This is a genomic window from Thauera sp. ZXT1-4, from assembly GCF_052598215.2.
Genome location: NZ_JBQWSN020000014.1, coordinates 63,509 through 84,684, shown reverse-complemented (window position 1 = coordinate 84,684; position 21,176 = coordinate 63,509). Strand labels below are relative to the sequence as shown.

General features: G+C 64.3%; 23 protein-coding genes and 1 pseudogene. 8 read left to right on the top strand and 16 right to left on the bottom strand.

What is annotated here, in order from left to right; translation table 11 throughout:
• Positions 1 to 50: 50 nt before the first annotated feature.
• The 3 genes and pseudogenes from ACUH78_RS12295 to icd form a co-directional block, all read right to left on the bottom strand.
• Positions 51 to 446, bottom strand: a pseudogene (locus tag ACUH78_RS12295) (sodium:solute symporter family transporter); the annotation flags it as partial.
• Positions 447 to 462: 16 nt separating this feature from the next.
• Positions 463 to 720, bottom strand: a complete 258-nt coding sequence (locus ACUH78_RS12290; protein ID WP_418363774.1) for a DUF4212 domain-containing protein — start codon at positions 718 to 720, stop codon at positions 463 to 465.
• 228 nt (positions 721 to 948) lie between these two features.
• On the bottom strand, positions 949 to 2,193 hold the full coding sequence (gene icd / locus ACUH78_RS12285) for an NADP-dependent isocitrate dehydrogenase (RefSeq protein ID WP_418363491.1): 1,245 nt from the start codon (positions 2,191 to 2,193) through the stop codon (positions 949 to 951).
• 282 nt (positions 2,194 to 2,475) lie between these two features.
• Between icd and aceK the strand changes: the two genes are divergently transcribed.
• A complete protein-coding gene (gene aceK, locus ACUH78_RS12280; protein ID WP_435749531.1) occupies positions 2,476 to 4,236 on the top strand; it encodes a bifunctional isocitrate dehydrogenase kinase/phosphatase in 1,761 nt (586 codons plus the stop codon).
• A 78-nt stretch (positions 4,237 to 4,314) separates the two neighbouring features.
• On the opposite strand, the gene soxB is transcribed toward aceK, so the two are convergent.
• The 8 genes from soxB to ACUH78_RS12240 all read right to left on the bottom strand — a co-directional run bounded on the left by soxB (position 4,315) and on the right by ACUH78_RS12240 (position 11,306).
• Positions 4,315 to 6,039: a thiosulfohydrolase SoxB gene (gene soxB / locus ACUH78_RS12275; RefSeq protein ID WP_435749532.1), complete on the bottom strand. Its 1,725-nt coding sequence runs from the start codon at positions 6,037 to 6,039 to the stop codon at positions 4,315 to 4,317.
• Positions 6,040 to 6,140: 101 nt separating this feature from the next.
• The gene (gene soxX, locus ACUH78_RS12270) at positions 6,141 to 6,740 is read right to left on the bottom strand and encodes a sulfur oxidation c-type cytochrome SoxX (RefSeq protein ID WP_320383975.1); all 600 of its coding nucleotides are present in this window, start codon (positions 6,738 to 6,740) and stop codon (positions 6,141 to 6,143) included.
• 12 nt (positions 6,741 to 6,752) lie between these two features.
• The gene (soxA, locus tag ACUH78_RS12265; protein WP_435749533.1) at positions 6,753 to 7,553 is read right to left on the bottom strand and encodes a sulfur oxidation c-type cytochrome SoxA; all 801 of its coding nucleotides are present in this window, start codon (positions 7,551 to 7,553) and stop codon (positions 6,753 to 6,755) included.
• 110 nt (positions 7,554 to 7,663) lie between these two features.
• Complete coding sequence (gene soxZ, locus ACUH78_RS12260; protein WP_445333577.1) at positions 7,664 to 7,975, bottom strand: thiosulfate oxidation carrier complex protein SoxZ; 312 nt, start codon at positions 7,973 to 7,975, stop codon at positions 7,664 to 7,666.
• Positions 7,976 to 8,005: 30 nt separating this feature from the next.
• Positions 8,006 to 8,473 (bottom strand): thiosulfate oxidation carrier protein SoxY, encoded by a 468-nt coding sequence (gene soxY / locus ACUH78_RS12255; protein WP_418363497.1) that lies wholly within the window; start codon positions 8,471 to 8,473, stop codon positions 8,006 to 8,008.
• A 22-nt stretch (positions 8,474 to 8,495) separates the two neighbouring features.
• Positions 8,496 to 9,572 carry a c-type cytochrome gene (locus tag ACUH78_RS12250; protein ID WP_435749534.1) on the bottom strand — a complete coding sequence of 359 codons (1,077 nt, stop codon included), beginning with the start codon at positions 9,570 to 9,572 and terminating at the stop codon, positions 8,496 to 8,498.
• Positions 9,556 to 10,893 (bottom strand): sulfite dehydrogenase, encoded by a 1,338-nt coding sequence (gene soxC / locus ACUH78_RS12245; protein ID WP_418363499.1) that lies wholly within the window; start codon positions 10,891 to 10,893, stop codon positions 9,556 to 9,558. Before soxC ends, ACUH78_RS12250 begins: the two co-directional genes overlap by 17 nt.
• A 41-nt stretch (positions 10,894 to 10,934) precedes the next feature.
• Complete coding sequence (locus ACUH78_RS12240) at positions 10,935 to 11,306, bottom strand: ArsR/SmtB family transcription factor (protein WP_435749535.1); 372 nt, start codon at positions 11,304 to 11,306, stop codon at positions 10,935 to 10,937.
• Positions 11,307 to 11,556: 250 nt separating this feature from the next.
• Between ACUH78_RS12240 and ACUH78_RS12235 the strand changes: the two genes are divergently transcribed.
• A complete protein-coding gene (locus ACUH78_RS12235) occupies positions 11,557 to 11,856 on the top strand; it encodes a c-type cytochrome (protein ID WP_418363501.1) in 300 nt (99 codons plus the stop codon).
• Positions 11,857 to 11,872: 16 nt separating this feature from the next.
• Positions 11,873 to 13,153: an FCSD flavin-binding domain-containing protein gene (locus ACUH78_RS12230; protein WP_435749536.1), complete on the top strand. Its 1,281-nt coding sequence runs from the start codon at positions 11,873 to 11,875 to the stop codon at positions 13,151 to 13,153.
• A gap of 84 nt (positions 13,154 to 13,237) precedes the next feature.
• On the opposite strand, the gene ACUH78_RS12225 is transcribed toward ACUH78_RS12230, so the two are convergent.
• From ACUH78_RS12225 to coaBC, 4 genes are all read right to left on the bottom strand, one after another.
• Positions 13,238 to 13,858, bottom strand: a complete 621-nt coding sequence (locus tag ACUH78_RS12225) for a c-type cytochrome (protein ID WP_418363503.1) — start codon at positions 13,856 to 13,858, stop codon at positions 13,238 to 13,240.
• A gap of 224 nt (positions 13,859 to 14,082) precedes the next feature.
• On the bottom strand, positions 14,083 to 14,517 hold the full coding sequence (locus ACUH78_RS12220; protein ID WP_418363504.1) for an NUDIX hydrolase: 435 nt from the start codon (positions 14,515 to 14,517) through the stop codon (positions 14,083 to 14,085).
• Positions 14,517 to 14,966: a dUTP diphosphatase gene (gene dut, locus ACUH78_RS12215; RefSeq protein WP_418363505.1), complete on the bottom strand. Its 450-nt coding sequence runs from the start codon at positions 14,964 to 14,966 to the stop codon at positions 14,517 to 14,519. Before dut ends, ACUH78_RS12220 begins: the two co-directional genes overlap by 1 nt.
• Before the next feature lie 50 nt (positions 14,967 to 15,016).
• Entirely contained in the window at positions 15,017 to 16,213 is a 1,197-nt protein-coding gene (gene coaBC / locus ACUH78_RS12210) for a bifunctional phosphopantothenoylcysteine decarboxylase/phosphopantothenate--cysteine ligase CoaBC (protein ID WP_418363506.1), read from the bottom strand.
• A 74-nt stretch (positions 16,214 to 16,287) separates the two neighbouring features.
• Here coaBC and radC point away from each other — a divergent pair, with 74 nt between their 5' ends.
• From radC to rpmG, 3 genes are all read left to right on the top strand, one after another.
• Complete coding sequence (gene radC, locus ACUH78_RS12205) at positions 16,288 to 16,965, top strand: RadC family protein (protein ID WP_418363507.1); 678 nt, start codon at positions 16,288 to 16,290, stop codon at positions 16,963 to 16,965.
• Positions 16,966 to 17,110: 145 nt separating this feature from the next.
• On the top strand, positions 17,111 to 17,347 hold the full coding sequence (gene rpmB, locus ACUH78_RS12200) for a 50S ribosomal protein L28 (protein WP_002924478.1): 237 nt from the start codon (positions 17,111 to 17,113) through the stop codon (positions 17,345 to 17,347).
• Between the two features lie 25 nt (positions 17,348 to 17,372).
• Positions 17,373 to 17,540, top strand: a complete 168-nt coding sequence (rpmG, locus tag ACUH78_RS12195; protein WP_075149299.1) for a 50S ribosomal protein L33 — start codon at positions 17,373 to 17,375, stop codon at positions 17,538 to 17,540.
• 176 nt (positions 17,541 to 17,716) lie between these two features.
• On the opposite strand, the gene ACUH78_RS12190 is transcribed toward rpmG, so the two are convergent.
• The gene (locus ACUH78_RS12190) at positions 17,717 to 17,920 is read right to left on the bottom strand and encodes a cold-shock protein (protein WP_418363508.1); all 204 of its coding nucleotides are present in this window, start codon (positions 17,918 to 17,920) and stop codon (positions 17,717 to 17,719) included.
• A gap of 484 nt (positions 17,921 to 18,404) precedes the next feature.
• Here ACUH78_RS12190 and clpS point away from each other — a divergent pair, with 484 nt between their 5' ends.
• Positions 18,405 to 18,713, top strand: a complete 309-nt coding sequence (gene clpS, locus ACUH78_RS12185) for an ATP-dependent Clp protease adapter ClpS (RefSeq protein ID WP_418363509.1) — start codon at positions 18,405 to 18,407, stop codon at positions 18,711 to 18,713.
• Complete coding sequence (gene clpA / locus ACUH78_RS12180; RefSeq protein ID WP_418363510.1) at positions 18,714 to 20,987, top strand: ATP-dependent Clp protease ATP-binding subunit ClpA; 2,274 nt, start codon at positions 18,714 to 18,716, stop codon at positions 20,985 to 20,987.
• The last annotated feature ends 189 nt before the right edge of the window (positions 20,988 to 21,176 follow it).

Genomic DNA, 21,176 nt, shown 5'->3' with positions numbered 1-21,176 from the left:
CAATTACATCAATGCGTTAGGCTGGATTTCCGGCTAAGCGAACACGGATTCAGGTAGGTGATCGAGGCCACCAGCAGGCAGACCACCGCCACCGTGCTGGCCGTCTTCGAGTAGAAGCGGTCGCCGATGAACTGGGGCACGGTGAACTTGCCGAACTTGCGCAGGTACGGCGCCAGCCACATGGCCAGAATCACGTAGCCGCCGGTCCAGCCCATGAGGAACAGCGAGCCGCCGTAGCCCATGTTGGAGATCAGGCCGGCCATGGAGATGAAGGACGCAGCCGACATCCAGTCAGCGGCCGTTGCCATGCCGTTGGTGACCGGGTGCACACCGCCGCCGGCGACGTAGAAGTCGCTGGTGCTGCCTGCGCGCGCCCAGATTGCGATCCCGATGTAGAGCGCGAAGGACGCGCCCACCACCAGGTAGGTCATAGTTTGAAGATCCATGTGTCCGTCCCCCCGTTTATTCTTCGTGAACGTCGAACTTGCGGTCGATCTCACCCATCTTCTTCGCGTAGAAGAAGATCAGTGCGATGAACACATAGATCGAGCCCTGCTGTGCAAACCAGAACCCGAGCGGATAGCCGCCGAGATGGATGCTGTTGAGCGCGTCTGCGAAAAGGATTCCAGCCCCGTAGGACACCAGGAACCACACGACCATGATCTTGGTCAGGAGGCCCAGTGTGGCTTTCCAGTAGCCAGCTGCACTGTTGTTTTCCATCATGTCTCCTCGTTGTCTGTGAAACACCGCCACTGCGTGAACCGGCAAGAGACAACTCCAGCCCATGCAGCAGTGTGCGAATTATAGAAACATCAGTCTTACTTATCCCTTACAGCGCGTGTCAGGAATGAACCGATCGAATCCGCCGACGCCGACGGGGTGAAGCACAGGCAACAAAAAACCCGCCGGCTCGGGCAGAGCGGGCGGGTTCTTGCGGGGCGGAACGGCTTACATGCGCGCGATCATCGCGTCGCCGAACTCGGAGCACGACACCTCGTTGGCGCCTTCCATCAGGCGGGCGAAGTCGTAGGTGACCTGCTTGTCGGCGATCGCCGCCTCCATGCCCTGGATGACGAGGTCGGCCGCTTCCTTCCAGCCCAGGTGGCGCAGCATCATCTCGGCCGACAGGATCAGCGAGCCCGGATTCACCTTGTCCAGCCCCGCGTACTTGGGCGCGGTGCCGTGGGTGGCCTCGAAGCAGGCGTACTGGTCGGAGATGTTCGCCCCCGGCGCGATGCCGATGCCACCCACCTGCGCTGCGAGCGCGTCCGAGATGTAGTCGCCGTTGAGGTTGAGCGTGGCGATCACGTCGTATTCGGCCGGGCGCAACAGGATCTGCTGCAGGAAGGCGTCGGCGATGGCGTCCTTGACGAGGATCTCGCGGCCGGTCTTAGGGTTGGCGAACTTGCACCACGGGCCGCCGTCGATCGGCTGCGCACCGAATTCCTCCTGCGCCACCTTGTAGCCGACGTCGCGGAACAGGCCCTCGGTGAACTTCATGATGTTGCCCTTGTGCACCAGGGTCACGCTCTTGCGGTCGTTGTCGATCGCATACCGGATCGCGGCGCGCACCAGGCGCGTGGTGCCCTCGACCGAAACCGGCTTGACGCCGATGCCGCAATCCTGCGGGAAGCGGATCTTCTGCACCCCCATCTCTTCGCGCAGGAACTGGATGACCTTGTTGGCCGCATCGGAGCCTGCCTGCCACTCGACGCCGGCATAGATGTCCTCGGTGTTCTCGCGGAAGATGACCATGTCGGTCAGCTCGGGGCGCTTGAGCGGGCTGGGCACGCCCTTGAAGTAGCGCACCGGACGCACGCACTGGTAGAGGTCGAGTTCCTGACGCAGCGCCACGTTGAGCGAGCGGATGCCGCCGCCCACCGGCGTGGTCATCGGGCCCTTGATCGACACCGAGTAGGTCTTGAGGGCGTCGAAGGTTTCCTTCGGCAGCCACTGGTCCGGGCCATAGATCTGCGTCGACTTCTCGCCGGCGTAGACTTCCATCCAGTGGATCTTCTTCTTGCCGCCGTAGGCCTTCTCGACCGCAGCGTCGATGACCTTGATCATCACCGGCGTGATGTCCACGCCGATGCCGTCGCCTTCGATAAACGGGATGATGGGGTGGTCCGGAACCGCTTGCCCCGGGACGATTTTCTGGCCGCCCGCGGGTACCGTGATCTTGGATTCGCTCATGCCTGCTCCCTCTCTCAATGACCGCGAACGGGTCCGCGGTTCTGGTCTGTGGTGACAGCAACGGAAGGGCGCGACGGCGAACCGGGCGCATCGCAGCCCTGTACCGAGGGCGCATTATCCTCCAAAAGAACGCGGCCCGAAAGAAAGCGCCTTCCCGGCAGGGGACGGAAAAACGCACCGCCGCCGTGCCCCAACGCCCCCGCCCGGCACATGAGCGGGTGATAGACTGAGCCACCGTTGGGCGGGCCGGAACGGCCCCCGCCAGACCCCCGAGGAGGCTCGATGGACGTGCAGTTGGGAGAGAACCCGGTCGCACAGGCGATCGCCCAGGCCCTGGTGGAGGGCTTCAACAAGCACTACCGGATCTTTCGCGAAACCTCGCGCCGCGCGAAAGAGCTGTTCGAGGGCGCTCAATGGCAGAAGCAGCTCGATTCGGTGCGCGAACGGGTGCAGTTCTACGACGATCGCGTAGCCGAGACGGTGGCCCGCCTGCTCGACGAGTTCGACGCCGACGCGCTCGATGACGCCACCTGGCAGCAGGTCAAGCTGCAGTTCATCGGCATGCTGATCAATCACCGCCAGCCCGAACTCGCCGAAACCTTCTTCAACTCGGTGACGACCAAGATCCTGCACCGCAGTTACTTCAACAATGACTACCTGTTTGCGCGCCCGGCGATCTCGACTGAGTTCATCGAATCCTACCCGCCGGTGTACTCGAGCTACTACCCGCAGGAGCGCGGCCTGCGCGCCACCATCCGCCGTATCGTCGAGGACTTCGACTGGCAGCGCAGCTTCGAGGACCTGGAGCGCGACGTCCACCAGGTGATGCGCGCCGCGCTGGCGCACCTGGGCGAGTGGCCGCAGATGGAGGTCAACTGCCAGATCCAGGTGCTGTACTCGGCCTTCTATCGCAACAAGACCGCCTACATCATCGGCAAGACGGTCAACGGCTACCAGGAATACCCCTTCGCCATCGCCGTGCGCCACAACGCGCGCGGCCTGCTCTATCTGGACACGCTGATCCTCGACCCGTGGCGGATCTCGGTGCTGTTCTCGCTGTCGCGCGCCTACTTCCTCGTCGACATGGAGGTGCCCTCGGGCTACGTGCAGTTCCTGCGCTCGATCATGCCCAACAAGCCGCGCAGCGAGCTCTACACCATGCTGGGCCTGGGCAAGCAGGGCAAGACCATGTTCTTCCGCGACCTGGTCTCGCACCTGCGCCACTCGAACGACCAGTTCATCATCGCGCCCGGCATCCGCGGCCTGGTGATGCTGGTGTTCACGCTGCCCTCCTTCCCCTACGTGTTCAAGATCATCAAGGACACCTTCGGCAGCTCGAAGAACATGGATCGTGCCACGGTCAAGCGCAAGTACCTGATGGTCAAGCACGTCGACCGCGTCGGCCGCATGGCCGACACGCTGGAGTTCTCCTACGCCGCGCTGCCGCTGTCGCGCTTCCATCCCGAGTTGCTGGACGAGCTGCGCACCCTCGCACCCTCGAGCTTCGAGATCGACGGCGACAAGGTGATCATCAAGCACCTCTACATCGAGCGCCGCATGACGCCGCTCAACATCTACCTGGAGAAGGCGAACGATACGGAACTGGAAGAGGCGGTCCGGGAATACGGCAACGCGATCCGCGAGCTCGCGATCGCCAACATCTTCCCTGGCGACATGCTGTGGAAGAACTTCGGCGTGACGCGCTACGGCCGGGTCGTGTTCTACGACTACGACGAGATCGAGTACATGACCGACATGAACTTCCGCGCCATCCCGCCCGCGCCCTATGAGGAAATGGAGATGTCGGCCGAGCCCTGGTATTCGGCGGGGCCGATGGACGTGTTCCCCGAGGAGTTCGCCACCTTCCTGCTCGGCGTGCCGCGCGTGCGCAAGGCCTTCCTCAAGCACCACCGCGACCTGCTCGCGCCGAAGTTCTGGCAGCAGGCGCAGCAGCGCATCCGCGATGGCTACGTGGAAGACTTTTTCCCCTACCCGCTCGAGTTGCGCTTTTGCAATCTGTTTCCGGCAAACGAGCACATTTAGGAGGGTGCTGCAAAGGATGCAGCCCGTCGCCGTACCGAGCGCACGACGACGGACTGCCTCACTTTCAGCGGGTGGGGCTTAGATCGCCACGCCCGGGTTGCCGTCCATACCCTTGAGCGTGGGCAGGTTGAGCGCGCGCTGGGTGATCACCTTCTGGCCGCGAAGGTAGTCGGCGACCACGTCCCAGACCGCCGGGCCGGAGTCCTTGGCCTCCTCCGACACCGGCGCCCAGCCGGCGACCTTGTAGGTCTTGCCGGCTTCGATCGGCGTGCCCTTGAGCATCATGTTGTCGATGCGCTTGCCCATCGCCGCATTCGGGTCGCAGGTGTATTGCAGCCCGCCCACGCGCACCATGTCGCCGCCCTGCTGGTAGTAGGGGTCGGGGTTGAAGAGGTTGTCGGCGACGTCCTCCAGAATGGTCTTGATCATCTCGCCGCTCATCTCGGTGAGCGTGGTCCACGGGTAGGTGATCGCGGTCTGGTCGAGCAGATGCTCCATGGTGATGGTGTCACCCGGCAACAGCGAGGTGCCCCAGCGGAAGCCGGGCGAGAAGGCAATCTCGGCGTCCTTCTCGGCGATCAGCGCATCGACGATGAGCTGGTCCCACGAACCGTTGAAGTTGCCGCGGCGGTACAGCAGGCCTTCGGTGACGGCGAGCTTTTCGGTGAGCTTCTCGAGGAAGGGCGCGCGCGTCTTGTCGATGAACGCGGCCATCTCGGGGTGGGCAGGCAGCAGGTTGGAGAACACCGGCAGCAGCTTGTAGCGGAAGTCCGCCACCTTGCCGTCGCGCACGTCGAAATCCATCACGCCGAGGAACTTGCCGTTGGAGCCGGCGTTGGTCACCAGCGTCTTGCCGCCCGCGTTCTCGACGATGGTGGGCGCCGGCATGCCGTCGTGGGTGTGGCCGCCGAAGATGGCGTCGATGCCGGTAACGCGGCTTGCCATCTTCAGGTCCACATCCATGCCGTTGTGCGACAGCACCACCACCACCTGGGCGCCCTCGCCGCGTGCGGCGTCCACCGCCTGCTGCATGTCCTCGTCGCGGATGCCGAAGCTCCAGTCCGGCGTATGCCAGCGCGGGTTGGCGATCGGGGTGTAGGGGAAGGCCTGGCCGACGATGGCCACCGGAACGCCGTTGATATTCTTGATGACGTAGGGCTTGAAGACCGGATCCTCGAAGTCGGTGGTCTTCACGTTCTGGGCGACGATGTCGATCTTGCCCGCGAAGTCCTTCTCCTCGATCTCCTTGACGCGATCGGCGCCGTAGCTCGATTCCCAGTGCAGCGTCATCACGTCCACGCCGAGCAGCTTGCAGGCGTCGACCATGTCCTGCGCGTTGGTCCACAGCGCAGTGCCCGAGCCCTGCCAGGTGTCGCCGCCGTCGAGCAGCAGCGCGCCGGGGCGGCTGGCCTTCATCTTCTTGACCAGGGTGGCCAGGTGGGCAAAGCCGCCGACCTTGCCGTAAGTCCTCGCAGCCTCGACGAAGTCGAGATAGGTGAAGGCATGGGCCTCGATGCTGCCCGGCTTGATGCCGAAGTGCCTGAGGAAGCCCTCGCCGACGATGTGCGGCGCGTTGCCCATCATGCCACCCACGCCAAGGTTGACGTTGGGCTCGCGGAAATGGATCGGCAGCAGCTGCGCGTGGCAGTCGGTCATGTGCAGCAGGCTGACGTTGCCGAACGGCGGGAGGTCGTAGAGCGCTTCGGCCGACTTCTCGGCACGCGCGAAGTTCGAATGCAGCGTCATGCCGCCTGCTGCGGCGACCGCGAGCATCTGCATGAATTCACGACGATTCATCGACATGGAATACCCTTTTCGAGTGATCTGGAGACGAAGGCGCGCCAAGCAAAACGGGCCCGGGGCCGAAGCCGCGGGCCCGATCCGGAGCGCCAGCCTGGCGCCGGTTACTGGTTGACCGGTGAGGCCGGGTCAAACAGATAGGCCATGACGTGGCGGATCTGCTCTTCGGTGAGGATGCCGCCATAGCCGTTACGCGGCATGTCGCTGCATGCGTTGTAGGCCTTGGAGTTCCACAGCTTGCCCCAGGTGTACTTGACGACCTCTTCCGAGTTGCCGCGCAGCTTGCCGTAGCCTTCGAGACTCACGCCGATCGTGCCCTCGGACACCTCGTTCGGGTCCATGGCGTGGCAGTTGTAGCAGCCACCGCCATTGTTGTCGGGGCTCTTGTCGGTCCAGGTCAGACCACGGCCGCTGGCCGCGATCTTCTGCCCCTGCTTCCAGTCGCCACCGGTGTAGTTACCGTCGGAAGGCCACTGGATCGTTTCGAACTCGGCGGCCTCGAGGCGTTTCATGGTCTCGGCGTCCAGCGGTGTCAGGCTCGAGCACGCCTTCTGGATCGCATCCTGTTTCTGGCGATCGAGGCTGGCGATGCCGTTCGCCTTGAACGAAGACACCATCATCTGCTCGACCTTGGCCTGAAGCTCGTCAGCCTGGGCGAAGGACGCGGCGAGCGCCAGCGGGATCGCAAACATCAGTTTCTTCATCTCATGTCCTCCTTAGCGCTTCACGCCCGGCCACTGGGCCTCGGCACCGTTGCCCTTGCCCGCCATGAACACCGACAACGCGATGGTCACGTCCGATGCGAACACCGGCTCGGCCGTGCGCTGCTGGCGGAAGCAGTCCCACAGGCGGTGCTGCATGGTCCAGAACTGCGAGTTCGACACACGGTAGGCGGGCCACGACCCCCAGCCGGCGGCCGCGCCCTCGGGCTTGGTGATGTTGGGCAGCTGCGTGGCGCGGATGCGCTTGTCGTCCTGGCTGTGGCAGGAGGAACAGGCGAAATCCATGGCGCCGGTGCGGTAGAAGAAGACGCGCTCACCCATGTCGTACATCTCCTTCATCTTGGGATGCGACAGGTCGACCGCGATCGGCTTGCCCTTGGAGTGGGTGACGACGTAGGCCACCAGCGCCGCGACCTTGGCACGCTCGCCCTGGCCGAACTTGCCCTTGATGATTTCATCGGGCGGGATGCCCTGCTGGGTTTCCATGCAGTGCATCAGGCGCGACTCGAGGTCCTGCACCTTGCCGGTGTCCTCGAAGAAGCGCGGCAGCTGCGCAGCGGCGCCTTCCACCACGCCGGGCCCCATGCCGAGGTCGCACTGCTCGAGCGTGGCGTTCTTGGGGCCACGCGCGGTGCGCCACAGCTCTTCGCCTTCCATCTCGTAGAGCTCGGCCGGGTTGCCGTCGGCGAGCATCTCGCGGTAGGCGTCGAAGTTGAGCTCCTGCTGCGCCGATGCGAGCGGGCCACCCAGCATCGTCGCGGCGCCGAGCGCGGCAAACATGACTTGTCTTTTCATCGTCTCTCCTCCAGGGGCCGTTCGAGCGGTCCCACTTGTTTTCGGGCTGCCGGCCCCTCGCCGGCAACGACCGAGGCTGCGCCCGCGGACGCGCAGCCACCGCCCTCCGATCAGGAAATCTGAACTTCGTCGGTACGGCTGTCGCCCTTGTTGTCGACCCAGCTCACCGAGAGCTTCTCGCCCTTGGCGCCGCCCTTGAACTTGAAGGCGAGGTAGGGGTTTGTGGACACGGAGGGGCCGAACTCGGCGCTGAGCACGACCTTGTCGTTGTGCTTGGCGGTGAGTTCGGTAATGAAGTGGGCCGGGATCGGGGCACCGGACGAGTCCTTGCGCTGGCCGGTTTCCATGACGTGCGACATCAGCACACGGACTTCGGTGACGCCATCCTTGGCGGCGGCGCGAATGCGCATCGGGTTTGCCATATCGATTATCTCCTTGATCTGTACTGAGGATCAGCCGCCGCAGCCGCCGAGGGTGACCTTGACTTCCTTCTTGGCCATGTAGAACTTGCCGTCGGCCTTGACCATCGCATACACGTCCGAGGTCTGGCCCATCTTCACGCGCGTCTGCACGTCTGCGACCGTGCCTTCGGGCAAGGTGAAGGTGGCGGCGACCATGTTCGGATTCTTCTCGATGAGGATCACGATCTGCTCGGTCTTGGGCAGCTTGCTGACCACGCCCACCGGCACCACGGCACCGTTCTCGGCGATGTCCGGCGCGGTGATCACCACGTCCGCGCTCTCGGCCGGCTTGCCGGCGTTGAAGGCGCCAAAGGCCGCGTCCATGTTCTTGGCGTCGAACGCGGCTTGGTTCCAGGCGGCGTGCGCCAGTTCGGGCTTGATGAAGCCGGCCGCTGCGAGCAGACCGAGCATGCCCAGACCGCTGCCGGCCTTGAGGGTGTCCCTGCGTTGATTGTTCATCCCGTCTCTCCTTGTTTAGGGGTTACTGCGCTTTCGCGCCTTCCAGAATCCACTTCACGAGTTGCTGGAGCTCCTCGTCCTTGACGTGCCCTTGCGGCGGCATGGGCACCGCCCCCCAGACACCCTGGCCCCCGGCCTTGGCCTTGGCGACCAGCGTCGCCTGGGCATCGGCCTGGCCCTGGTACTTGGCCGCGATCTCGTTGTAGCCGGGGCCAACGATCTTGTGTGCGACGCCATGGCAGGCCATGCAGCCCTTGGCGTTGGCGAGCGCGAGGCTCGCCGCTGCCCCGGCGGACTCGGGCGCGGCTCCCGCCTCGCCCGAGGCGGCGGGCGCCCCCGTGGGCTTGCCGCGCGCGGGACCGATCGGGCGGTTCTGCTCGGCGAGGTTGCCGTGTGCGTCCTGCGCGTAATCGGGCAGCGCGGAGGCGATCTCGACCGCCTTCTTGCAGTCCTGCATGCAGGCCACGCTCTGCACGTCGGGCGTGCCGCCGTTGCCGATGCCGCCCTTGTCACCCGCCGCACCCGGCCACATGCCGTGATCGGTGGTCATGCCGTTGCGGTTGGGCATGCGTGCCTGTACCTCGCGGATGTTCTCGTCGCTGAGCTCGTAGTCGGCCGGAACCACCTCGGCGAGGTTGAGCAGGTAGGCGAGGATCGCATACACCTCGTCCGGATTCAGGGACTTGGGCGCGGTCCAGGGCATGGCACGCTGAATGTAGTCGAACAGCGTCGACACCGTCGGCACTTTCATCAGCGTGGTGCGCTGCGGAAAGGAGCCGGTGACGAGCGACTCGACGTGGCCGGTCTCGATGTCCTTCAGCGTGGTGCCGCCGACGATGGGGGTGAATACTTCGTTCGACTCGCCGAAGATGCCGTGGCAGCTCGCACAGTGGGTTTCCCACAGCACCATGCCGTCATCGACATTGCCACGCCCCTTGGGCAGGCCGACGAAATCCGGACGCACATCGATGTCCCAGGCCTTCACCTCGGCCGGCGTGGCTTCTCGGCCGATGCCGGGGAAGCGGTCTTCCCAGGCCATGGCTGCGGTGCTGGCGCCGGCGACGAGCAGCGCGATCAGCGTCTTAGAGAACCTGGACATTGCTCACCTCCCCGGACTCGACCACCTTCCAGGACTGGATGGCGTTGTTGTGATAGATGGACTTGGTCCCGCGCGCCGCGCGCAGCTGGCCATAGCTCGGCTGCACGTAGCCAGTCTCGTCGACGGCGCGCGACTGCAGGATCGCGGGCTTGCCGTCCCACACCCAGTCGATGTTGAAGCGCGTGATCGCCTTGGACAGCACCGGCGTCTCAAGGCGCGCCTGGCGCCAGTTGATGCCGCCGTCGGCCGACACATCGACGCGGGTGATCTTGCCGCGCCCCGACCACGCCATGCCGGAGACGTTGTAGAAACCCTTGTCGAGCAACAGCTGGCCGCCCGAGGGGGTCGTGATGACCGACTTGCACTCCTGGATCGAAGTGTACTGACGATGCTGGCCATCGGGCATCAGGTCGATGTAGTGCACCGCCTCGTCCTTCGCCCCCCAGGGCTGGTCGCCCACCTCGATGCGGCGCAGCCACTTCACCCAGCTCACGCCCTGCACGCCCGGCACCACGAGGCGCAGCGGATAGCCATTCTCGGGGCGCAGCATCTCGCCGTTCATGCCGTAGGCGACCAGCACCTCGCCCGACTCGATCATCTCCATCGGGATCGTGCGCGTCATCGACGAACCATCAGCGCCCTCGGCGAGCACGAAGCGGCCGGTCTTGTAGTCGGCGCCGCACATGTCGAGGATTTCCTTCAACGGCACGCCCGTGAATTCCGCACAGGACAGCATGCCGTGCGAATACTGCACGGTCGGCACCGCGACGTTGCCCCACTCCATGCCGGTGTTGGCGCCGCACTCGATGAAGTGGATGCGCGACACCGAGGGCAGACGCATGATGTCGTCCATGGTGAAGACCGCGTTGGTCTTGACCAGGCCGTTGATCATCAGGCGATGCTTCGAGGGATCGATGTCGTGCCAGCCCTGGTGGTGGCGTTCGAAGTGCAGGCCCGAGGGCGTGATGATGCCGAACAGGCCCTGCAGCGGCGTAAAGGCTACCGAGGAACCGCCCACGCGGGTCAGACCCGGGCTCTCGCGACGCTGCAGGCCACGCTCGTACTGTGAAGGCATGCCGTACGGATTGGCCGCCACCGGCAAGCCCAGCGTGGTCGACCACTGCGGCAACTCCAGGATTGCCGGGTCGCCTTCGACGGCAGCGCGAGCCACCGCAGGTACGGCCATGGCGGCCGACGCGGTGACGAACGCCTTGCGCAGGAAATCGCGTCGGCCATCCTTGACCGCGGCGATCTGCGCGTCGGTGAGGAAATTCTCGGGCGCAGGCCTCACCCGGCCGGGCCGGGTCTCGAACATCGTCATGCTTTGTCTCCCCCTTCGTTGTCTCGATGCACGACCAACTATCACTGCCGCAACGGCCCCGCTTGCTGCCCGGTTCCGAGCCCGGGCTTGAGCAACCCGGTGTCACCGACCGCGCCCGGCTGACCCCGCGAGGCGATGCGCACGCACACCGTCCGGCACAGGTCCGTGAAATCGGGGTCGGTCAGGCGATAGAACACCTGAGCGCCGTCCCGGCGACGACCGAGCACCCCGGCCCGGTAGAGCAGGCTCAGGTGGCGGGAAACATTGGCCTGGTTGAGCCCGGACGCCTCGACCACCTCATTGACCGAGCGCTCCCCGTCGCACAGGCAGTGCATGATCTTCAGGCGCGAAGGCTCTGAGAGCAGGCCGAAGTACTGCGCGGCGCTTTCGAAGACTTTTTCGAGCTCATCCATATCAGTCTCTTTTATGAGATCATTTTTGACATGGATCAAATCTAAAAGTCTTCAATCATATAGTCAAGCACTAATATTTGTGCGCCACAGCAAACCGGTTTCCGATGGCAGAATTCAGCACATCCTGCTTGCCCATCCGGCCAGCCAGGCGCGCGATTCGACCAGGCGCGGTCGCGCGGAACAGCGGACGACGGGTCTGGCGTTGTGCAGGCAGTACCACCCCTTGGAACCAAAGACGGAGGGACCATCCATGAGAACAAGAAGCTTCATCGCCGCACTCGGCCTGCTCGCGCTGAGCGGGGGACTGCACGCACAAGACCCGAACCTCGCGCGCAACCTTGCAGCAACCTGCGCGAACTGCCACGGCACAAACGGCCACAGCGTGGGCGGGATGGACTCCCTTGCGGGAGAATCGAAGGAGAAGCTGATGCAGAAGCTCGCCGATTTCCGCTCGGGGGACAAGCCGGCGACGATCATGCACCAGATCGCGGCCGGCTATACCGATGAGCAGCTCGATCTCATCACCACCTGGTTTGCCGAACAGAAATGACGGGGAGACAAGAACGATGCTGAACAGACGCAACTTCCTCAAGGCCTCGGCCATCGCTGCCGCAGCAGGCGCCGGACTCCCCGGACTCTCGGGCAGCGCAACCGCAGCATCCGGTGGCGCGCGCCGCCACGTCGTCATCGTGGGCGGCGGCTATGGCGGCGCCACCACGGCCAAGTACCTGCGCATGTGGAGCAAGGGCAAGGTCGACGTGACGCTCATCGAGCGCAACGCCCAGTTCGTGTCCTGCCCCATTTCCAACCTCGTGATCGGCGGCCTCAAGCAGATCGAGGACATCACGGTCAGCTACGACAACCTCGTATCGAAATGGGGCGTGAAGCTGATCACCGACGAGGCGACTGCGATCGACGTCGAAAAGCAGAGCGTGACCACGGCCAAGCACGGCACGCTCCACTACGACCGTGTCGTGCTCTCCCCCGGCATCGATTTCGTGCCGGAACGCATCGGCGGTCTTGCCGGCAATGAGGAGCGTATCCCCCATGCCTGGAAGGCAGGCCCGCAGACGGTGACGCTGCGCAAGCAGCTCGAGACCATGCCCGACGGCGGCGTGTTCGCCATGCACATCCCGCGCGCGCCCTACCGCTGCCCGCCCGGCCCCTACGAGCGCGCATGCCTGGTGGCCAACTATCTGCGCGAAGCCAAGCCCAAGTCCAAGGTCCTGGTGCTCGACGCCAACGGCGATATCCAGTCCAAGAAAGCCTTGTTCAGCCAGGCGTTCGAGCGCTACGGCGCCCTCGTAGAGTACGTACCCAACAGCGCACTGCAGTCGGTGGATGCCGCCACGCTCACCGCCGAGCTGGAATTCGACTCGATCAAGGCGGACGTGCTCAACGTGATCCCGCCGATGCGCGCGGGCGACATCGCAACGAAGTCCGGCCTGCCGCTGGTCAACGACGCCTGGGTGGACGTGGACTGGCTCACGCTCGAAGCCAAGGGCATGCCAGGTGTTCATGTGATCGGCGACGCCCTCTTCCCGGCGCCGACGATGCCGAAATCGGGGCACATGGCCAACCAGCACGGCAAGGTTGTCGCCGCAGCCATCCTCAACCTGTTCGAGGGTCTGCCGCCCAATCCCACGCCCGTGGTCATGAACACCTGCTACAGCTTCGTCGACAGCCGCAACGTCGTACACGTCGCCTCGGTGCACCAGTACGACGCCGACAAAAAGCAGCCGATGCCGGTCAGTGGCGCGGGCGGGCTCTCGCCGATGGCCAACGAGATCGAGGCCAAGGCCGCGCTCGCGTGGGCGCGCAACATCTGGGCCGACATGCTCGCCTGAGCGCAGCACGCAACAAAACGAAGGGGGCCGCTGGCCCCCTTTCTTCATGCCCCGCGGGACCGCCCTTCGGGCGCGCCGCTGGACTCACTCCAATGTACTGATGTACAGGGCAACCGCCTTGACCTCGAGCTCGGTGAGCTTGGAGGCGATGGAGTGCATGATCTCGTTGTCGTTGGTGCGCTCGCGCTTGTTGAAGGACTTCAACTGCGATTCGGTATATCGCGGCACTTGGCCGGCGAGGCGCGGCAACTCCTCCGTCCCGTGGCCGTTGTCGCCATGGCAGCCGGTGCACGCCGCCACACCCGAGTATTCGTTTCCGCGATGAAAGATGAAGCGCCCGATCGCGGCGAGCTCTTCATCTCGCGCCGGACGGGCCTTGGTCGGCTTCTTCTCGAAATACACGCCGAGGGCGAGCATCTCGTCCTTGGTGAGGTCCTGCGCCATGCCGTTCATGGTGTCGCTCTGGCGCCGCCCGGACTGGAAGTCCGCGAGCTGCTTGGCGATGTACTGATGGTGCTGTCCGGCCAGACGCGGATAGAGCGGCGAAGAGCTGTCACCCTCCGGACCGTGGCAAAGCGCACAGCGCCCGCCGCTGATCTCGGCCGCGCGAGCCAGATCGACCTCGGGCAGTTCGCCCGAAGCGATCGCCAGCGGCGTCGCAAGGCCCACAGCACAGGAAACGGCCAGCCTCTTCCAGATCTTCATCGCGCTCTCCTCGCGGCTCTCCGCTCGCCGCGCACCTGCGTGGCGTCTGATCATCACGGAGGATTATAAGAATTCCGCCATACTTTGGACAAGATCGAAACTAACAGATCAGAACCTGATCGATCAGACTCCGCTGCATCACATTCCGCGTTACCGCCCAAGCAGCACGGTCGCGCCGCCACACGCTTGCACACGGAGATCTCGCCGTTGCCGCGCGCCTGACCTCAGCGCTCTGCGGTCCAGCCCAGCTCCAGCATCCATGGAGCCGCCCCCGCTTGCAGTGCGCAGCGGACGTATTCGACCATTTCGTCCGGCAGGGCATCCTCCGCATACCAGTCGAGCCGGTCACACTTGTCCGGCTCGCAGATCCGCGGCGCACCATCGACATCGGTCGCTTCGAAGAAAAAGTCGATGCGATTGGTGTCTGAAAGCCGGTGCACCACACCCATCCAGGACAGCGACGCGCTCGCGACCCGAAGCCCTGTTTCCTCGAGCAACTCCCGGCAAGCTGCAGCCCGCACCGGCTCGCCCGGCTCCACGTGCCCGCCCGGCAAGCTGTACAGACCGTCGAAAAAGCCCGTCCCTGCGCGGCGCATGAGCAGAATCCGCCCCGCACGCCTGCAGATCACGTGCACCCCGGTGGGAATGCCGGCATGCATCAATGCTTGCCCGTGCTGCCGAAGCCTTCAGCACCGCGCACGCTGTGCTCGAAGCTGTCGACGATGTTGAAGCCCACCTGCAACACCGGCACCACCACCAGTTGGGCAATGCGCTCCATCGGCTGGATCGTGAAGCTGGCCCGCCCCCGATTCCAGACGGATACGAAGACCTGGCCCTGGTAGTCCGAATCGATCAACCCCACCAGGTTGCCAAGCACGATCCCATGCTTGTGCCCCAGGCCGGAGCGCGGCAGCACCATCGCGGCGAGACCGGGGTCCGCGAGATGGATGGCCAGGCCGCTCGGCACCAGCGTCGTCTCGCCGGGGTGAAGGGTGATCGGGCCCGGGAGGCAGGCGCGCAGGTCAAGCCCCGCCGCGCCCTCGGTCGCATACGCGGGCGGGTGTGTCCTGAGGCGCTCATCGAGCAGCTTGACGTCGATGCGGTGCATAAGCGGTTCTCCATCCCGCATGGCTGCGATGGCAGCGCGCGGCTGAGGTTTCAGTGTTCCCGCCGTCCGAGAAGGTCCGCGAGATGGGTAACGATGTCCCGCGCGACCTCGGCCTTGGGCGCGCGCGGCAGGGGGTGACGGCCGGCATCGTCATAGATGATCACGGTGTTGTCGTCCCCCCCCATACCGTCGCTGACCAGATTGCCCACCAGCATCGGCAGCCGCTTGTTGCGCCGCTTGCCTTCCGCGTAGGCGTCCAGGTCGCGGCTTTCGGCCGCAAAACCCACGCAGAAGGGCGGGCGCTCCAGCGCGGCCACTTCAGCGAGGATGTCCGGGTTCGGCGTGAGCGTGATCGTGAGCGTATCCCCACTTTTTTTCATCTTGTGTTCGGCCACCTGCTGCGGGCGGTAATCGGCCACCGCCGCCACGCCAATGAACACGTCAGCGCCCGGCAAGGCCGCGAACACCGCTTCGCGCATCTGCAGCGCCCCGGTCACGTCCACACGTCGCACCCCGACCGGCGCTGGCAGCCCCACCGGCCCGCTCACCAGCGCGACCTCGGCTCCGGCCTGCGCGCAGGCACGTGCCAGCGCATATCCCATCTTGCCCGAACTGATGTTGGTGATGCCACGCACCGGGTCAATCGCCTCGAAGGTCGGCCCCGCAGTGATCACCACCTTGCGGCCGGCGAGCCGCTTGGGCACGAAGAATGCCGAAAGATGCTCCACCAACTCCTCGGCCTCGAGCATGCGCCCCATGCCCGTCTCGCCACAGGCCTGGTCGCCCGCCGCGGGACCGAACACCGTGACCCCATCGGCACGTACCTGCGCCAGGTTGCGCTGCGTCGGCGGTGACGCCCACATCTGGCGGTTCATCGCCGGCGCGACGATCAGCGGTACGTCACGCGCAAGGCACAGGGTGCTGAGCAGATCGTCGGCGCGCCCCTGGGCGAGCCGCGCGATGAAATCGGCAGTCGCGGGCGCCACCAGAATCGCATCCGCATCGCGCCCGAGGTCGATGTGCGCCATGTTGTTGTCCATGCGCACATCCCAGAGCTCGGTCCACACCCGGTTGCCCGAGAGCGCCTGGAAGGTGACCGCGGTGACAAAGCGCGCTCCGCCCTCGCTCAGCACCACGTGCACATCGGCCCCCGCCTTGCCGAGCAGTCGTACGAGCTCGGCAGCCTTGTAGGCGGCGATGCCACCGGTGACCCCGAGAACAATCCTGCGGCCCTTCAGAATATTCATGACGTACGCTTATAATCGATGGCAGTTCATGCCCTTGTCACTGGCGCGGCGCGCGCCCTGAGGAGTCCCGTACGATGGCGATCACCGACTGGCCGGCAGAAGAGCGCCCCCGCGAAAAACTGCTTGCCCGCGGCGCTGCAGCCCTGTCCGACGCCGAGCTGCTGGCGATCTTCCTGCGCGTGGGCATCCCGGGCCAGAGCGCGGTGGATCTGGCACGCGTGCTTCTCGTTCGCTTCGGCAGCCTGACCCGCATGTGCGGCGCGAGTGCACGGGACTTCTCCGCGGTACCCGGCATGGGCCTGGCGAAGTATGCCCAACTGCAGGCCGCGATGGAACTGTCGAGGCGAGCCCTGACCGAAACCCTGCGCGAACGCCCGCTGTTCGATTCGCCGCAGGTCGTGCGCGACTGGTTGCGCCTGCGTCTGGGCCACCTTCCGCACGAAACCTTCTGCATTCTCCTGCTCGATGCGAGACATTGCCTGATCGACGCCGTAGACCTGTTTAGGGGGACCCTCACCCAAACCTCGGTTTACCCGCGCGAGGTCGTCAAACTCGCCCTCGCACACAACGCCGCAGCGGTCATCCTCGCCCACAACCACCCCTCCGGCGCCGCCGAACCCAGCACCGCGGACGAGTTGCTCACCCGCGCACTGAAAGATGCGCTCGGCCTCGTCGATGTGCGCGTACTCGACCATTTCGTGGTCCCGGCACACGGATCTCCGGTATCATTCGCCGAACGCGGCCTGCTGTAAGCCCTTACCGGCCAGCACACCGGCAGTTTTCCCACGAACAGCTCACGAAATTCACGCGCACGATCCCGGCGCGGGGCTTGCCATGAGCGCACATGTTCGTTTATCCTTTTGCGTTTTCCGCAATCAGAATTCCCTGGAGCATCGTATGGCTCGCGTCTGCCAAGTGACCGGTAAAGCACCGATGGTGGGAAATAACGTTTCCCACGCTAACAACAAAACCAAGCGCCGTTTTCTGCCCAACCTGCAGAGCCGTCGCTTCTGGAGCGAAGGCGAGAACCGCTGGATCCGCCTGCGCGTTTCCAACGCCGGTCTTCGCACGATCGACAAGAAAGGCATCGACGTCGTCGTTGCCGAGCTTCGCGCCCGTGGCGAGAAGCTTTAAGCAACCGAACTGAACGGAGAAAGCCATGGCCAAGGGCATCCGCGAGAAGATCAAGCTGGAGTCGACCGCCGGTACGGGTCACTTCTACACGACCACGAAGAACAAGCGCACCACCCCCGGTAAGCTCGAGTTCAACAAGTACGACCCCGTCGCTCGCAAGCACGTGCCGTACAAGGAAATCAAGCTCAAGTAAGGCTTGTGCGGGCGCTTGCCGCCCGCGACGTTGCGCGGAATCTCCCCGCAATGCGCCGGTCGGCAGCGCAAGCTGCGTCAGCTCCAGAATGCACGAAGGCCATCAGCTCGCTGATGGCCTTCGTGTTTCAATACCCGCGTTTCACGCAAGGCCGGCCTGCCGGCCGACCTGCTGCATCATGCACGCTGGATGTTCGAGGCTTGCTTGCCCTTCGGACCCTGGGTCACCTCGAAGGAGACCTTCTCGCCTTCCTTGAGCGACTTGAAGCCGTTCATGTTGATGGCCGAGAAATGCGCAAACAAGTCCTCGCTTCCATCATCCGGCGTGATGAAGCCGAAACCCTTGGAATCGTTGAACCACTTGACGGTACCAGTTGCCATATTGCTTGAATCCTTCAAGGTTGCTCTTTACTCCGCAGCGGTGCTGCTGCGGTTGCTGTGGCGCCGACGAAGGATCAGTACTACCTCGGATCTCCTCGGCATCAAGTCCCGGCCTGCGCACGCAGCCGGTTTTACGCATTCGGCACGGCAGCGTCAACGGTCTTTCGCACCCCCACGGATACCGCAGCGCAGCATCGATCACCCTCCCGATGCGCCCCGCGGACCTCCAGGCCGCGAGGCAAAAGGGCTTCGGCGCATTGCGCATTGCACGATCGATGCCTTCACCTTCGCGCCGAAACAACACCGGCGCGCGCGCCGCAAGATCCATCAGCGCTCGCGTGTGCGCCTGCCTTCAGCCGCTCGTCCGCCTGCCGACGTGCGCGCAGCCAGCGTTTTGACTGATCACAGTTCAAGGCCCGGCTGCCGCTCATTTGCCGCTCATCTGCCGTGTTGCACTCTCGTTCGACTTCATTAGAATGGTTTCATGGGCACCCGAAAACAAGATGAAGTCATTCTCGAAGCAAAGCGGACACAGACGCGTCCGCCCCCCCTTTTCAGGGTGCTTCTGTTGAACGACGATTACACGCCGATGGATTTCGTCATCGCCGTGCTGCAGAAATATTTCGGCATGGATCGCGAACGTGCCACGCGAGTCATGCTCCAAGTCCACAGAGAGGGCATGGGGGTATGCGGCGTCTTCCCAAGAGACATCGCCACGACCAAGGTAGAGCAGGTCACCTCGTTTGCTCGTCAGCATCAGCATCCGCTGGCATGCGTGATGGAGGAGAATTGAATGATCGCGCAAGAGCTTGAAGTCAGCCTGCATATGGCTTTCGTCGAGGCACGTCAGAAACGCCACGAGTTCATCACCGTGGAGCATCTTCTGCTTGCCCTGTTGGATAACCCGTCCGCGGCACAGGTGCTACGCGCCTGCAATGCGGAAGTCGCCGATTTGCGCCGCGAACTGGCGAATTTCATCGAGGAGCACACGCCCCGCATCGAAGGCACCGAGGACATCGACACGCAACCGACGCTTGGCTTCCAGCGCGTCATCCAGCGCGCCATCCTTCACGTCCAGTCCTCCGGCAAGAAGGAGGTCACCGGCGCGAACGTGCTGGTCGCAATCTTCGGTGAGAAGGATTCGCATGCGGTGTATTTCCTGCAGAAGCAGAACATCTCCCGCCTCGACGTGGTGAACTTCATCTCGCACGGCATCGCCAAGACGCCGCCGCAAGGTGGTTCGGCCCCCTCCCGTGGCGAAGCGGAAGCAGGTGAGCAGGAGCAGGAAGACAAGCAAGGCGGCGGCGCACTCGAAGCCTACACGCAGAACCTCAACCAGCAGGCCCTGGTGGGCAAGATCGACCCCCTGATCGGCCGCGAGAAAGAGGTCGAACGCGTCATCCAGACCCTGTGCCGTCGGCGCAAGAACAACCCCTTGCTCGTCGGAGAAGCCGGCGTGGGCAAGACCGCGATTGCCGAAGGACTGGCACGCCGCATTGTCGAAGGCCGCGTACCCGAGATTCTGGAGGATGCCCAGGTCTATGCGCTCGACATGGGCTCGCTGCTCGCGGGCACCAAATACAGGGGTGACTTCGAGCAGCGCCTGAAGGCGGTGCTCAAGCAACTCACCGAGAGCCCGAGCTCCATCCTGTTCATCGACGAGATCCACACGCTGATCGGTGCGGGTGCAGCTTCGGGCGGCACGCTGGACGCATCCAACCTGCTCAAGCCGGCGCTCTCCTCCGGTCAGCTGAAGTGCATCGGCGCCACGACCTACAACGAGTTCCGCCAGGTGTTCGAGAAGGACCACGCCCTCTCCAGGCGCTTCCAGAAGATCGACGTGGTCGAGCCGTCCGTCGCCGAGACCATCGAGATCCTCAAGGGGCTCAAGACCCGTTTCGAGGAGCACCACGGGATCAAGTACAGCAGTTCGGCGCTCTCGAGCGCGGCCGAACTGTCAGCCAAGTACATCAACGACCGCCACCTGCCGGACAAGGCGATCGACGTCATCGACGAGGCCGGCGCGGCACAGCGCATTCTGCCCAAGTCGAAGCAGAAGAAGACCATCGGCAAGAACGAGATCGAGGAGATCGTCGCCAAGATCGCCCGCATCCCGCCGCGCACGGTGTCCAACGACGACAAGGCGGCACTGAAGACACTTGAGCGCGACCTCAAGAATGTCGTTTTCGGCCAGAACGCTGCGATCGAGGCGCTGGCCAAGGCAATCAAGATGTCACGCTCCGGTCTCGGCAACCCCCAGAAGCCGATCGGCTCCTTCCTGTTCTCCGGCCCCACCGGTGTCGGCAAGACCGAGGTCGCCCGACAGCTCGCCTACACCCTGGGCATCGAGCTGGTGCGCTTCGACATGTCCGAGTACATGGAGCGCCATGCCGTCAGCCGCCTGATCGGCGCTCCCCCGGGTTACGTCGGCTTCGACCAGGGTGGCCTGCTGACCGAGCAGATCAGCAAGAAGCCGCACTGCGTCCTGCTGCTCGACGAGATCGAGAAGGCCCACCCGGACATCTATAACATCTTGCTGCAGGTCATGGACCACGGCACGCTGACGGACAACAACGGCCGCCAGGCGGACTTCCGCAATGTGATCCTCGTCATGACCACCAACGCGGGCGCGGAGGCCATGCAGAAGTCGGTGATCGGCTTCTCGGCCAAGCGCGAGGCGGGCGACGAGATGAGCGAGATCAAGCGCCTGTTCACGCCGGAGTTCCGTAACCGGCTGGATGCAATGATTTCCTTCAAGGCGCTCGACAACGAGATCATCCTGCGCGTGGTCGACAAGTTCCTGATGCAGCTCGAGGCGCAGTTGCACGAGAAGAAGGTCGAGGCCCATTTCAGCGAGGAACTCAAGGCCTGGCTGGCGGAAACCGGCTTCGACCCGCTGATGGGCGCCCGTCCGATGGCCCGCCTGATCCAGGACACCATCCGCGCCGCGCTCGCCGACGAGTTGCTGTTCGGTCGCCTGGTCAATGGTGGCAAGGTCACCATCGACCTCGACGAGAACGACAAGGTCAAGCTCGTGTTCGAGGAAACGGAAGCGGCCACCGCCTGATCCATGCGCCTCTGCGGCAAGACGGCACGCCTGCGGTAACGCGGCGTGCCGTTATTTTTCATACCGCTCCGACGCAGCGCCCCAAGCCCAGGCGCACAAGGCACAGAACGCTTCGCGGATCGTCTCGTTTATCATGCCCGCTCCCGCGCCGGTCGCCCGACGCATAGCCCCCTTCTTTCGAGGAGCCAG